General features: G+C 68.5%; 12 protein-coding genes. 10 read left to right on the forward strand and 2 right to left on the reverse strand.

The annotated features are described in order from the left end of the window. Positions 1–39: 39 nt before the first annotated feature. Positions 40–1,716 (reverse strand): 2,3-epoxybenzoyl-CoA dihydrolase, encoded by a 1,677-nt coding sequence (boxC, locus tag AC1DMS_RS19660; protein ID WP_478181652.1) that lies wholly within the window; start codon positions 1,714–1,716, stop codon positions 40–42. Between the two features lie 129 nt (positions 1,717–1,845). Continuing rightward, positions 1,846–2,796: a helix-turn-helix transcriptional regulator gene (locus tag AC1DMS_RS19665; RefSeq protein WP_478181653.1), complete on the reverse strand. Its 951-nt coding sequence runs from the start codon at positions 2,794–2,796 to the stop codon at positions 1,846–1,848. A 200-nt stretch (positions 2,797–2,996) separates the two neighbouring features. Here AC1DMS_RS19665 and AC1DMS_RS19670 point away from each other — a divergent pair, with 200 nt between their 5' ends. From AC1DMS_RS19670 to AC1DMS_RS19715, 10 genes are all read left to right on the forward strand, one after another. Continuing rightward, positions 2,997–3,470: a 4-hydroxylaminobenzoate lyase gene (locus AC1DMS_RS19670; RefSeq protein ID WP_278879678.1), complete on the forward strand. Its 474-nt coding sequence runs from the start codon at positions 2,997–2,999 to the stop codon at positions 3,468–3,470. Further along, entirely contained in the window at positions 3,467–5,017 is a 1,551-nt protein-coding gene (locus tag AC1DMS_RS19675; RefSeq protein ID WP_478181654.1) for a 3,4-dehydroadipyl-CoA semialdehyde dehydrogenase, read from the forward strand. The genes AC1DMS_RS19670 and AC1DMS_RS19675 overlap by 4 nt, the downstream gene beginning before the upstream one ends. Before the next feature lie 28 nt (positions 5,018–5,045). Then, positions 5,046–6,593 (forward strand): benzoate-CoA ligase family protein, encoded by a 1,548-nt coding sequence (locus AC1DMS_RS19680; protein WP_012745254.1) that lies wholly within the window; start codon positions 5,046–5,048, stop codon positions 6,591–6,593. A gap of 139 nt (positions 6,594–6,732) precedes the next feature. Further along, positions 6,733–7,536: an alpha/beta fold hydrolase gene (locus AC1DMS_RS19685; protein ID WP_012745253.1), complete on the forward strand. Its 804-nt coding sequence runs from the start codon at positions 6,733–6,735 to the stop codon at positions 7,534–7,536. Then, on the forward strand, positions 7,533–8,717 hold the full coding sequence (locus AC1DMS_RS19690; RefSeq protein WP_012745252.1) for an ABC transporter substrate-binding protein: 1,185 nt from the start codon (positions 7,533–7,535) through the stop codon (positions 8,715–8,717). The genes AC1DMS_RS19685 and AC1DMS_RS19690 overlap by 4 nt, the downstream gene beginning before the upstream one ends. Positions 8,718–8,872: 155 nt before the next feature. Then, entirely contained in the window at positions 8,873–9,745 is an 873-nt protein-coding gene (locus tag AC1DMS_RS19695; RefSeq protein WP_012745251.1) for a branched-chain amino acid ABC transporter permease, read from the forward strand. After that, positions 9,742–10,716, forward strand: a complete 975-nt coding sequence (locus tag AC1DMS_RS19700; RefSeq protein ID WP_012745250.1) for a branched-chain amino acid ABC transporter permease — start codon at positions 9,742–9,744, stop codon at positions 10,714–10,716. The genes AC1DMS_RS19695 and AC1DMS_RS19700 overlap by 4 nt, the downstream gene beginning before the upstream one ends. Positions 10,717–10,855: 139 nt before the next feature. Further along, a complete protein-coding gene (locus AC1DMS_RS19705) occupies positions 10,856–11,602 on the forward strand; it encodes an ABC transporter ATP-binding protein (protein WP_012745249.1) in 747 nt (248 codons plus the stop codon). A 1-nt stretch (position 11,603) separates the two neighbouring features. Then, positions 11,604–12,305 carry an ABC transporter ATP-binding protein gene (locus AC1DMS_RS19710; protein WP_012745248.1) on the forward strand — a complete coding sequence of 234 codons (702 nt, stop codon included), beginning with the start codon at positions 11,604–11,606 and terminating at the stop codon, positions 12,303–12,305. 21 nt (positions 12,306–12,326) lie between these two features. Beyond that, positions 12,327–13,211 carry a helix-turn-helix domain-containing protein gene (locus tag AC1DMS_RS19715; protein ID WP_049826060.1) on the forward strand — a complete coding sequence of 295 codons (885 nt, stop codon included), beginning with the start codon at positions 12,327–12,329 and terminating at the stop codon, positions 13,209–13,211. Positions 13,212–13,295: the final 84 nt, after the last annotated feature.

Raw genomic sequence — 13,295 nt, forward strand, 5'->3', positions numbered from 1 at the left:
CTGTTCCTTGGGTTGTGCGGACTGGGGGTTCTTCTTCATTCAGACGCGGTTCAAGTCGAAGCCGGCTTTCTGGCCGGTGCCGTAGACCTTGAGCGCGCCCTTTTCGCCGACGGCGTTGGGGCGGTTGAAGATCCAGTTCTGCCAGGCGGTGAGCCGGCCGAAGATGCGGGTGGCCATGTTCTCCTGGCTCGCGAAGCGCAGGTTGGCTTCGAGGCCGGTGAGCGCATCGGGCGACATGGCGGCGCGCTCCTCGACGGCGATGCGGATCTCGTCGTCCCAGTCGATGTCGTCGGGCGCGGCGGTGACGAGGCCGAGCTTCAGTGCTTCGTCGGCATCGAGCGGCTTGCCGGCCGCGGCGCGGGCGGCGTCCAGCGGCGCGGCTTCTTCATAGAAGCGGCGCTGCAGGCGGCTCTGGTCGTTCACCATCGGGAAGAAGCCGAAGTTGAATTCGTTGAGCACGAGCTTGGGTGCGCGCGCAGCATCGTCGGGCAGCGCGAGCATGTAGCTGCGGTCGGCCGCAAAGGCCAGCTCGGCCAGCGTGCCGGCAAAGCAGGAGCCGGCTTCGACCAGCGCGAACAGGCTGCGCGACGACACGTCCAGCCGCGCCAGCGTGCGGCGCAGCGCGCCGATGGTCTCGCGCACCAGCCAGTGGTCCTTGTGGGCGAGCATCAGGGCGTCCGATGCGAGCACGGTGGCCGCGTCGCCTTCGGTCTTGAGCAGCCAGGTGCCGATGTCGAGCTCGTTGGTGCGCAGGTTGAGGATGGCGTCGTCGAGCTCGCGGCACACGGCCAGCGGCCACCAGGCGGCGCCCGCAGCCTCGATGGCGGCGACGTCCGCGGGCTGCGTGCCCGTGGGTGCCTTGACGGTGATCGTGGCGGTGCGCTTGCTGCGGTCGATCTTCACGTCGACGTGCGAATAGGCGATGCCGTCGGCGCTGTCGGTGCGTTCCAGCCGGGTCAGCGCCACGCCCTTGCCGCTGGCCGGGCGGTCGCTCGCGGCGGCCAGCTGCGCGGCACGCTCCTGCACGGCGGCGGCAAATTGCGCGGGCTTGGCGACGGCATCGACCAGGCGCCAGTCGACCGCGCGCTGGCCGCGCACGCCTTCCACGCTGGTGCAGAAGATGTCGGCGAGGTCATGGCGCACATGGCGCTTGTCGGTCACGCGGGTCAGGCCGCCGGTGCCGGGCAGCACGCCGAGCAGCGGCACCTCGGGCAGCGAGACGGAGGACGAGCGGTCGTCCACCAGCAGGATCTCGTCGCAGGCCAGCGCCAGCTCGTAGCCGCCGCCGGCGCAGGCGCCGTTCACGGCCGCGATGAACTTCAGGCCCGAGTGCTTCGACGAATCCTCGATGCCGTTGCGCGTCTCGTTGGTGAACTTGCAGAAGTTCACCTTCCAGGCGTGGCTCGACACGCCCAGCATGAAGATGTTGGCGCCCGAGCAGAAGATGCGGTCCTTGCCGCTGGTGACGATCACGCTGCGCACTTCAGGGTGCTCGAAGCGCACGCGGTTGAGCGCGTCGTTCAGTTCGATGTCCACGCCCAGGTCGTAGCTGTTGAGCTTGAGCTTGTAGCCGGGGCGGATGCCGCCGTCTTCCGCGATGTCGAGCACCAGGCGCGCCACCGGGCCTTCGAAGCTGAGCTTCCAGTGCCTGTATTGCGCGGGTTCGATGCGGTAGTCGACGCGCAGGGGCGCCTGAAGGGTCGTGGTCTCGGTCATACGGAAGTCTCCTGTGGGGGCAGATGCAAAACCGGAAGAATAATGCAGCTTCTGGCGTCGATGACATGCATCATGCTGCATGCGAACAGGCAAGTCAATGCCTGAAGCGCTTTTTTTCAAAACTTCAGTTCAGGCGCCAGTGCCGATCGCCTGGCGGGCCACCGTGCGCAGCGCCTGGAAGCTCTGCGCCAGCGTCTTGCCGCTGGTGTCCACCGAGAGATCGGCCTTCGAATAGAAGGCGGCGCGGCCGTTCAGGATGCGGCGCAGGTCTTCCATGGCTTCCTTGCTGGCCGCCATCGGGCGGGTGTCGCCCTGCGCGGCCACGCGGCCCATGTGCTCCTCGGGCGCGGCCTGCAGCCACACGGTGGTGCAGTGCGCGAGCAGCTCGTTGAAGGTGGCGGGGTCCGAGACGATGCCGCCCGGCGTGGCAATGACCACCTCGCCGTAGATCTGGATGGCTTCCTCGAGCGCGCGGCGCTCGTAGCGGCGGTAGGCATTGGTGCCGTAGAGGTCGTGGATCTCGCGCACGCTGCAGCCGGCGAGCTTCTCGATGTCGCGGCTCAGCTCCACGAAGGGCACGTCGAGGTCGTCGGCCAGCATCTGCCCGAGCGTCGACTTGCCCGCGCCGCGCAGGCCCACGAGCGCGATGCGGCGGTGGCGCGCCGGGTCGACCGAGGCCGTGCCCAGCAGTTCACCCACCGCCACGCGCACGCGGCGCAGGTCGGCCTCGCTGCGGTTCTCGAGCAGCTCGCGGATCAGCAGCCACTCGGGCGAGCTGGTGGTCACGTCGCCGACCAGCTCGGCCAGCGAGCAGTGCAGCGCGCCGGCCACCTGCTGCAGCACCAGGATCGACGCATTGCCGATGCCGTATTCGAGATTGGCCAGGTGCCGCTCCGACACGTCGGCCGCAACGGCCACCGCCTTGCGCGTGAGGCCGCGCTGCGCGCGCAGGTTGCGCACGCGCTCGCCCAGCGCCGCCAGCAATGGATTCTTGGCCTCCCCGGCCGGGGCCGCTGGGTTGCCGGCGCGCTGGCCTTCTTCGGGCGCGGGGGCCAGCACCGCGTCTACGTGCTCGTTCATGCATGTCCTCGTTCTTGGCCGGGATTGTGCGCGCTCAGGGTAAACACCATAGATGCACTATATTGCTTGACACCTATGGAGTCGATGCTTATTGTTCGGCCACAAGCAAGATACTGCACGCGCACCAATCCTGCAAGGTAGTCCGAAAGTTCGCTGCGCCATTCACCCTGCCAGCCAGCCTCCAAAAAGGAAGCCCGCCCATGTCCAGCAAGGAAGCATTTCACCAGTTGATCGCCGGCCTGGCCGCCGAAATTGCCGGCCGGCCGCTCGACGAACAGCTCGACCAGTGGCTCAACGCCACGCACGGCGCAGGCAGCGCGCGCTTCGAGGCGCTGCGCCAGGCCTGCATCGGCGGCGTGGCCGAAGGCTGGCTGTGCGAGCGCGAGGGCGGCGGCATCCGCTACGGCCGCGTGTTCAAGGCGGAGGACGCGCTGCAGCGCTTCTCGGTCGACGTGGTCGACATGCAGGACATCGCGGGGCCGCACCACACCCATCCCAACGGCGAGATCGACCTGATCATGCCGCTCGAAGGCAGCCCCGGCGCCACCTTCGACGGCCGGCCCGCGGGCTGGTGCGTCTACGGGCCCGGCACCGCGCACCGCCCGACCGTGGCGAACGGCCGCGCCCTCGTTCTCTATCTCCTGCCTGAAGGGCAGATCAAGTTCACCCCATGACCGAACTCCTCCCCAACTACGTCGCCGGCCGCTGGCAAGGCGGATCGGGCGCCGGCACGCCGCTCTTCGACCCGGTGCTGGGCACCGAGCTCGTGCGCGTCGACGCCACCGGCCTGGACCTGCCCGCCGCCTTTGCCTTTGCGCGCGATGAGGGCGGCGGCGCGCTGCGCGCCCTCAGCTATCGACAGCGTGCCGGGCTGCTCGGCGCCATCGTGAAGGTGCTGCAGGCGAACCGCGATGCCTACTACGAGATCGCCACCGCGAACTCCGGCACGGTGAAGAACGACTCGGCCGTCGACATCGACGGCGCGATCTTCACGCTGGGCCAGTACGCGAAATGGGGCGATGCGCTCGGCGACGTGCGCGCGCTGCGCGACGGCGAGGCCGTGAAGCTCGGCAAGGAGCCGGTGTTCCAGTCGCAGCACCTGCAGCTGCCGACGCACGGCGTGGCGCTGTTCATCAACGCCTTCAACTTCCCGTCATGGGGGCTGTGGGAAAAGGCCGCGCCGGCGCTGCTCTCGGGCGTGCCGGTGATCGTGAAGCCCGCCACGGCCACCGCCTGGCTCACGCAGCGCATGGTCAAGGACGTGGTCGATGCGGGCGTGCTGCCCGCGGGCGCGCTCTCGGTCGTCTGCGGCAGCTCGGCGGGCCTGATGGATGCGCTGCAGCCCTTCGACGTGGTCTCGTTCACCGGCTCAGCCGAAACCGCGGCGGTGATCCGCTCGCACCCGGCCGTGGCCCAGCGCTCGGTGCGCGTGAACATCGAGGCCGACAGCCTCAACAGCGCCCTGCTGCTGCCCGGCGCCGCGGCCGGCAGCGAGGCCTTCAACCTGCTGGTGCGCGAAGTGGTGCGCGAGATGACGGTCAAGTCGGGCCAGAAATGCACCGCGATCCGCCGCATCCTGGTGCCGGCCGAGCTCTACGACGCCGCGGCCCAGGCCATCGGCGCCAAGCTCGCAGGCATCACCGTCGGCAATCCGCGCAACGAGAGCGTGCGCATGGGCGCGCTCGTGAGCCGGGCGCAGATGAACGCAGTGAGCCAGGGGCTGGAAGCACTGTCCGCGCAGGCCGGCGTGCTGTACGACGGGCGCAACACGCCGCTGATCGATGCCGAACCGTCGGTAGCCGCCTGCATCGGCCCCGTGCTGCTGGGTGCGCGCGACGCCGATGCCGCGCAGCGCGTGCACGACGTGGAAGTGTTCGGGCCCGTCGCCACGCTGCTGCCCTACCGAGACCTGGCGCACGGCATCGCGCTGGCGCATCGCGGCCAGGGTTCGCTCGTGACTTCGCTCTATGGCAGCGACGACGCCGCGCTGGCGCAGGCCGCGCTCGCCGTGGCGCCGAGCCACGGCCGGGTGCACGTGATCACGCCCGAGGTGGCGCAGGCCCACACCGGCCACGGCAACGTGATGCCGATGTCGCTGCACGGCGGCCCGGGCCGCGCGGGCGGCGGCGCCGAGCTCGGCGGCCTGCGCGCGCTGGACTTCTACCATCGCCGCAGCGCCGTGCAGGCGAGCCCCTGCGTGCTGGCCGCACTGGGCCTCTAGAAAAAGAACCCGGCCGAAGGAGACAACCATGACCCTGCCCCACCGATTCAATTTCGCCGAGCACCTGTTCGCGCTGAACCGCGGCCGCGCCGAGCGCACCGCCTACATCGACGACCGCGGCACGCTCGCCTACGGCCAGCTCGAGGACCGCGCGCGCCGCCTGGCCGCCGCGCTCAAGGCCGCCGGCGTGCGGCGCGAAGAGCGCGTGCTGCTGCTGATGCTCGACAGCAGCGACTGGCCCGTGAGCTTTCTCGGCTGCCTCTATGCCGGCGTGGTCCCCGTCGCCGTCAACACGCTGCTCACGCCCGCGGACTACGCCTACATGCTCGACCACAGCCGCGCACAGGCCGCGCTGGTGTCGGGCGCGCTGCTGCCCACGCTGCAGGAGGCGATGGCGCTCGGCCCGCACGAAGTGCACACGCTGATCGTCTCGCAGCCCACGGGCGCGCTGCCCGAAGGCGCGCAGGAATTCGAAGCCGCGCTGGCCGCCGCCGCGCCGATGGCGGCGCCCGCGCCCACGGCCTCCGACGATCCCGGCTTCTGGCTGTATTCCTCCGGCTCCACCGGCAAGCCCAAGGGCACGGTCCACACGCACGCCAACCTGTGGTGGACGGCCGAGCTCTACGGCAAGCCGATACTCGGGCTGACCGAGAACGACGTGTGCTTCTCGGCCGCCAAGATGTACTTCGCGTACGGGCTGGGCAATGCGCTGACCTTTCCGCTGTCGGTCGGGGCCACGGTGGTGCTGATGGCCGAGCGCCCCACGCCCGACGCCACCTTCCGCCGCTGGGTGGAGCACAAACCCACGGTCTTCTTCGGCGCGCCCACCGGCTTCGCGGGCATGCTCGCCTCGCCGAAGCTGCCGGCGCGCGAAGCCGTGGCCCTGCGCATGTGTTCTTCCGCCGGCGAGGCATTGCCCGGCGAGATCGCGCAGCGCTTCAAGGCGCACTTCGGCTGCGAGATCATCGACGGCATCGGCTCCACCGAGATGCTGCACATCTTCATCTCCAACCGCCCCGGCGACGTGCGCTACGGCACCACGGGCCGGCCGGTGGAAGGCTACGAGGTCGAGCTGCGCGGCGAGGACGGCCGCCCGGTGCCCGATGGCGAAGTGGGCGACCTCTACATCCGCGGCCCGAGCGCGGCGCTCATGTACTGGTGCAACCGCGAGAAGTCGCGCGAGACCTTCCAGGGCGGCTGGACCAAGAGCGGCGACAAGTACACGCGCGACGCCGACGGCTACTACACCTATGCCGGGCGCAGCGACGACATGCTCAAGGTCAGCGGCATCTATGTGTCGCCCTTCGAGGTGGAAGCCACGCTGATGCAGCACCCCGCGGTGCTCGAGGCCGCGGTGATCGGCAAGGAAGACGCGGACGGGCTGACCAAGACCAAGGCCTTTGTCGTGCTGAAGGACGGCCAGTCGGTCAGCGACGAGGAGCTGAAGGCCTTCGTGAAGGAAAGGCTCGCGCCGTACAAGTACCCGCGCTTCCTGGAGTTCGTGCAGGAGCTGCCGAAGACGGCGACGGGGAAGATCCAGCGGTTCAGGCTGCGGGAGCGGGAGAGGCAGGCATGAGCATGAGGTTCCCGCGTTGTTCCCTCTCCCTCCGGGAGAGGGCTAGGGTGAGGGCTTCGGCCTTCGCAAAAGCACCGCCTTCGCCAGCGCCGCTGGCCCTCACCCCCGCCCTCTCCCAGAGGGAGAGGGAGCAACAGCCATGACTCCCGACTTCGCCACCATCAACTGGCGCGGCCGCCCCGTGCACATCGAATGCCAATGGATCGCCCCCGAGCGCACCGATGCCCCGCTCATCGTCTTCCTGCACGAAGGCCTCGGCTCCATCGCGATGTGGAAGGACTTCCCCGCGCAAGTCTGCAACGCCGCCAACGCCCGCGGCCTCGTGTTCTCGCGCCCCGGCTACGGCCGCTCGACGCCGCGCGCCGACGACGAGATCTGGGACGTCGACTTCATGCACCGCCAGGCACACGAGGTGCTGCCCGCCCTCTTCACCGCACTGAAGCTCGACGATGAAAAGCCCTGGCTCTTCGGCCACAGCGACGGCGGCTCGATCTCGCTGCTGTATGCCTCGCGCTTTGCGGACCGCGTCAGCGGCCTGATCGTGCTCGCGCCGCACATCTTCGTGGAAGACGTGACCGTCGCGAACATCGAACAGGCCCGCACCGCGTACCTCTCGACCGACCTGCCGGCAAAGCTCGGCCGCTACCACGACAGCGCCGACTCGGCCTTCTGGGGCTGGAACCGCATCTGGCTGCACCCGCCCTTCCGCGAATGGAACATCGAGGCCGAACTCGACACCATCCGCTGCCCCGTCCTCGCCATCCAGGGCACGGGCGACGAGTACGGCACGCTCGCGCAGATCCACGGCATCGCGGCGCGCGTCGGGGGATGCGAGCTGCTCGAAATCCCGGAATGCGGGCATTCCCCGCATCGCGATCAGCCGGATCGTGTCATCGTCGCGGCCACTTCTTTCATTACCAAAAACAGGAGACAAACACCATGACCCCATTCACCCCGGTTCGCACTGCCCGCCTGGCCCTCACAGCCATCGCCTTCGCCGCCCTGGCCAGCGCCGCCGGCGCGCAGGGTTCGGCCAAGCTCAAGGTCGGCCTGATGCTGCCCTACAGCGGCACCTACACCGCGCTGGGCGTGGCCATCGAGAACGGCTTCAAGCTCTATGTCGACGAGCACGGCGGCAAGCTCGCGGGCCGCGAGATCGAATACTTCAAGGTCGACGACGAGTCCGACCCGGCCAAGGCCACCGACAACGTCAACAAGCTCATCAAGCGCGACAACGTCGACGTGATCGTCGGCACCGTGCACTCGGGCGTGGCCATGGCCATGGCCAAGGCCGCCAAGGAAAGCGGCACCGTGCTGATCGTGCCGAACGCGGGCGCCGACGCGGTCACAGGCCCGATGTGCGCACCCAACATCTTCCGCAGTTCGTTCAGCAACTGGCAGCCGGCCTTCGCGATGGGCGAAGTGGCGGCCAAGCAGCAGGGCAAGAAGAAGGCGATGACCATCACCTGGAAGTACGCGGCGGGCGACGAGTCGGTCAACGGCTTCAAGGAAGGCTTCGAGAAGAACGGCGGCAAGGTCGACAAGCAGCTCACGCTGCCGTTTCCCAACGTCGAGTTCCAGGCGCTCCTGACCGAGATCGCGGCGGCCAAGCCCGATGCGGTGTATGCCTTCTTCGCAGGTGGCGGCGCGGTGAAGTTCGTCAAGGACTACCAGGCCGCGGGCCTGAACAAGACCATTCCGCTCTACGGCCCGGGCTTCCTGACCGACGGCACCTTGGATGCGCAGGGCGAGGCCGCGCAAGGCATGCTGACCACGCTGCACTATGCCGACGGCCTCAACACGGCGCGCGACAACGCCTTCCGGGTCGGCTACGCCAAGGCCTTCAAGCTGCAGCCCGACGTGTATGCCGTGCAGGGCTACGACGCGGCGCAGATGCTGGGCGTGGGCCTGGCCGCCACCAAGGGCGACATCGGCAAGAAGGCCGAATTCACGGCCGCCATCGAGAAGGCGAAGATCGACAGCCCGCGCGGCACGTTCACCATGAGCAAGTCGCACAACCCGGTGCAGGACATCTACCTGCGCAAGGTGGAAGGCAAGGAGAACAAGCTGGTGAGCATCGCGATCAAGGGCCTCACGGACCCGGCCCGCGGCTGCAGGATGTGACCCACCCCCGTCCCTCGCTCACTTCGTGTAGCTCGACTCCCCCCTCGAGGGGGCGACACCGGCGGACCGGCAAAGCCGGATCCGCGGTGTCTCACGAACATCGCGGGCGCTGCGCGCCACGCTCTTTCTTCAAGCCGCTACCGGGATGACCTAACGTGGATTTCGGCACCTTCCTTGTCCAGTGCCTGAACTCGGTTCAGTACGGACTTCTTCTGTTCCTGGTGGCCTCGGGGCTCACGCTGATCTTCGGGATCATGGGCGTGATCAACCTTGCGCACGGCAGCTTCTACATGATCGGCGCGTACATGGCGTTCGCGCTCTCGCCGCTGTTCGGCGACCAGTTCTTGCTGATGCTGGTGGCCGGCGTGGTGCTGGCGGCGATCTTCGGCTACCTGCTCGAATGGGCCTTCTTCAGCTACCTCTACCAGCGCGACCACCTGCAGCAGGTGCTGATGACCTACGGGCTCATCCTGGTGTTCGAGGAGCTGCGCTCGATTCTCGTGGGCAACGACGTGCACGGCGTGAAGGTGCCGGCCTGGCTCGACGGCAGCTTCGCGCTCGGCAACGTCATGAGCTATCCGTGGTACCGGCTCTTCGCTTCGGCCGCCTGCATCGTGCTGGCGGTGGCGCTGTACTGGGTGGTCAACCGCACGCGGCTGGGCATGATGATCCGCGCCGGCGCGAGCAACCGCGACATGGTGCGGGGCCTGGGCATCGACGTGAAGAGGCTCTACCGCATCGTGTTCGCGGCCGGCGTGGCGCTCGCGGCGCTGGCCGGGATGATCGCGGCGCCGATGTCCTCGGTCTATCCCAACATGGGTGCGAGCGTGCTCATCATCTGCTTCGTGCTGGTGGTGATCGGCGGCATCGGCTCGATCACGGGCGCGCTCGTGGCCTCGCTGCTGGTGGGCTTCGTCGACACCTTCGGCAAGGTGTTCTTCGCGGACCTGAGCGGCATCGGCATCTACCTCCTGATGGCCATCGTGCTGATCTGGAGGCCCGAAGGGCTGATGGGGAGGCGGCCATGATGCAGGTCCACACTTCTTCCATGCGGCGCGGCGCGTTCCTCGTGCCGGTGGCCTGCGCCATTGCCATCGGCGTGCTCGGCCCGCTCATGGGCAACTACGTCTCGGACTTCGTCGTCAAGGTGATGATCCTGTCGATCTTCGCGCTGAGCCTCGAACTGCTGGTCGGCATGACGGGGCTCGTGAGCCTGGGCCACGCGGCGTTCTACGGCATCGGCGCCTACGTCACGGTGCTGGCCTCGGGCAGCGAGGGCGGCAACCTCGCGCTGCTGCTGCCGCTGGCCATGGGCGCGGCGGCGCTCTACGCATTGTTCGTGGGCGCGCTGAGCCTGCGCACGCGCGGCGTGTACTTCATCATGGTGACGCTGGCCTTCGCGCAGATGGCTTTTTTCGTGTTCCACGACACCAAGGTGGGCGGCGGCAGCGACGGCATCTACATGTACGTGCGGCCGGCCATCGGCAAGCTCGACATGGAGAACCGCATGGTGCTGTTCTACATCGTGCTCGCATCGCTGGTGTTCACCTACGGCCTTTTGGCGCTGGTGCGGCGCTCGCGCTTCGGCGCGGCGCTCGCGGGCATCCGCGTGAACGAGCAGCGCATGCGCGCGGCGGGCTTTCCGGTGTACGGCTACAAGCTCGCGGCCTTCGTGCTGGCGGGCGCGCTGGCCGGGCTCGCGGGCTTTCTGCTGGCCTCGCGCGACGGCGTGGTCAACCCCGAGCTGATGGCCTGGCACAACTCGGGCGAGGTGCTGCTGATGGTGATCCTCGGCGGCCTCGGCCATCTGCGCGGCGCTGTCATCGGCGCCATCGCGTTCACGCTGCTGAAGGAAATCTTCTCGACGCACGCCGTGATGGGGCCGCTCGCGGACCACTGGCAGCTGACGCTGGGCATCGCGATCATCGTGTTCGTGGCGTGGCTGCCCAAGGGGCTGATCGGCCTGGCGAAGCGGCTGTCGCCGAAGGGGGCTGCATGACCGGCCCCTGCATTCCCTCTTTCTCCCTCCCCTCCCGGGGGAGGGCCGGGGTGGGGGCACGCGGCCTCCAACGCCGCGCAGCCTCGAAGGCCGCGAGCCCCCATCCCCACCTTCCCCCGGAAGGGGAAGGAGCAACACCATGACCGCACTGCTTTCCGTCGAAGGCCTCACCCGCCGCTTCGGCGGCCTCACAGCCGTCAATGCCATCACGCTCGACCTGCACGTCGGCGAAGTCCATGCGGTGATCGGCACCAACGGCGCGGGCAAGTCGACGCTCATCAACATGCTCTCGGGCGAGATCGAAGCCTCCGAAGGCCGCATCGCGCTCGACGGCGTCGACATCACGCGGCGCGCGCAGTGGCGCCGCGCGCGCGCGGGCGTGGGCCGCAGCTACCAGCGCACCACCATCTTCCCGGAGTTCAGCGTGCACGAGAACTGCCGCCTCGCGGCGCAGGCCGCCACGGCGCGGCCCTGGACGGTGTGGCAGTCGTCCGGGCGCTGCGCGGCCAGCAATGCGGCGGCCGACGCGGCGCTCGAGGCCGCGGGCCTGTCGAACGAAGCGCTGCGCATCGCCGGCACGCTGAGCCACGGCGCGCAGCGCCAGCTCGAAGTGGCGATGTGCCTTGCCACCAGGCCCCGCGTGCTGCTGCTCGACGAGCCGCTCGCGGGCATGGGCGCCGAGGAAACCGACCGCATGCTCACGCTGCTCGCGCGGCTGAAGGCCACGCACGCGATCCTGCTGGTGGAGCACGACATGGATGCGGTGTTCCGCATTGCCGACCGCATCACGGTGATGGTGAACGGCACGGTCATCGCGACCGGCGACCCTCGGTCGATCCGAGAGAACCCCGAAGTGCGTACCGCCTACCTCGGAGAAGACCACTGACATGCTCGTCGTCCGCGATCTCAACACCTACTACGGCAACAGCCACATCCTGCGCGGCGTGCATGCCGGCATTCCGGCCGCCACCTCGGTCGGCCTGCTCGGGCGCAACGGCATGGGCAAGACCACGCTGATCCGCACGGTCATGGGCTATGTGCGACCCGCTTCGGGCGAGGTGCAGGTCGATGGCCGCACCGTCACCGGCTGGCCGCCCGAGAAGATGGCGCGCCTGGGCATCGGCTACGTGCCCGAAGGCCGCGGCATCTTTCCGAATCTCTCGGTGCGCGAGAACCTCGTGATGAGCGAGCGCGCGGGCATCGACGGCCGGCGCGCCTGGACCTTCGACCGCGTGATGGCCACCTTTCCGCGGCTGGCCGAGCGGCTCTCGCACGGCGGCCAGCAGCTCTCGGGCGGCGAGCAGCAGATGCTCTCGATCGGCCGCGCGCTCATGACCAACCCGCGCCTGCTGATCCTCGACGAGGCCACCGAGGGCCTCGCGCCGCTGATCGTGGCCGAGATCTGGCGCGTGATCAGCGAGATCCGCGCGACCGGCATCGCCACGCTGATCGTGGACCGCGACTACCGCAAGGTGCTTGCGCACACCGATCTGGCGGTGGTGATGGAAAAGGGCCAGATCGTGCGGCATGGCGCGTCGGCCGACCTGCTGTCCGAGCCGAAGGCGCTCGAAGACTTGCTGGGCGTGTAGAGCGGGATGTAGAAGGAGCGCATGGCGATGGCACGCGAGATCAGCCTCCTCGATCTTTCGGGCAAGCCCGTGCGGTTCGACGGCAGGATGCTAATGAACGCGGCCGCCACGCCATGGCAGGGCTTTGCGCTGGAAGTGCGCGCGATGCACGGCGACGGCGAAAACCCGGCCTGCTACAACCCCCATCCGCTGCTCGCCTTTTGCATGCGCGGCCATGTGAAGTCCGCAATGACCACGGGGCGCCGCACCAGCCACGTCGAGAGCCGGCCCGGCAGCGTGTGTATCTTCGACCAGGGCTACGAGGTCGACCGCGTGACGTGGTCCGGCCAGTGCGACGAAGTGATTGCACTGGAGATCCGCCCCGAAACCCTGCGCAGCCTGATGCCCGAGAGCGATGGCGAGCTGCACCTGCAGACGCATCTCTCGACCACCGACGCCACGCTGACCTCGCTCGCCATTGCCATGCGCGACGAGGTCGAGCGCGGCTGCACGTCGGGCCGCATGCATGCGCAGGGCCTGTCCATGGCATTGGTGAGCTATCTGCAAAGCCGCTACGGCGGCGCGCGCAACGCGAAGCGCGCGCCGGGGCGGCTCTCGCAGGCGGACCTGCGCAGGGTGTACGACTGGGTGATGCAGCACCTGGGCGAAGACTTCGGCATCGACGAACTCGCGGCCGAGCTGAACATGAGCGCGGTGCACTTCACGCGCCTCTTCAGGGCCAGCACCGGCTCAACGCCATACCGCTATGTGATGGAGCAGCGCGTGCGCCACGCGCTCACGCTGCTGGAGGGCCGGTTGTCGCTGGCCGAGATCGCGCACACGGTCGGCTTTTCGAGCCAGGCGCACTTCACGCAGGTGTTCAAGCAACTGGTGGGCACCACGCCCGCGCGCGCACGGCTCGGGTAAGTCCCGGTGCGAGGTGAATGGATCCCGCAAGCGATGATCGCTTGTCGATAGACCGGAACGCAGGCGAAGGGCAAATTCGATCTC

The sequence above is a fragment of the Variovorax sp. 05T418 genome (assembly GCF_056396385.1).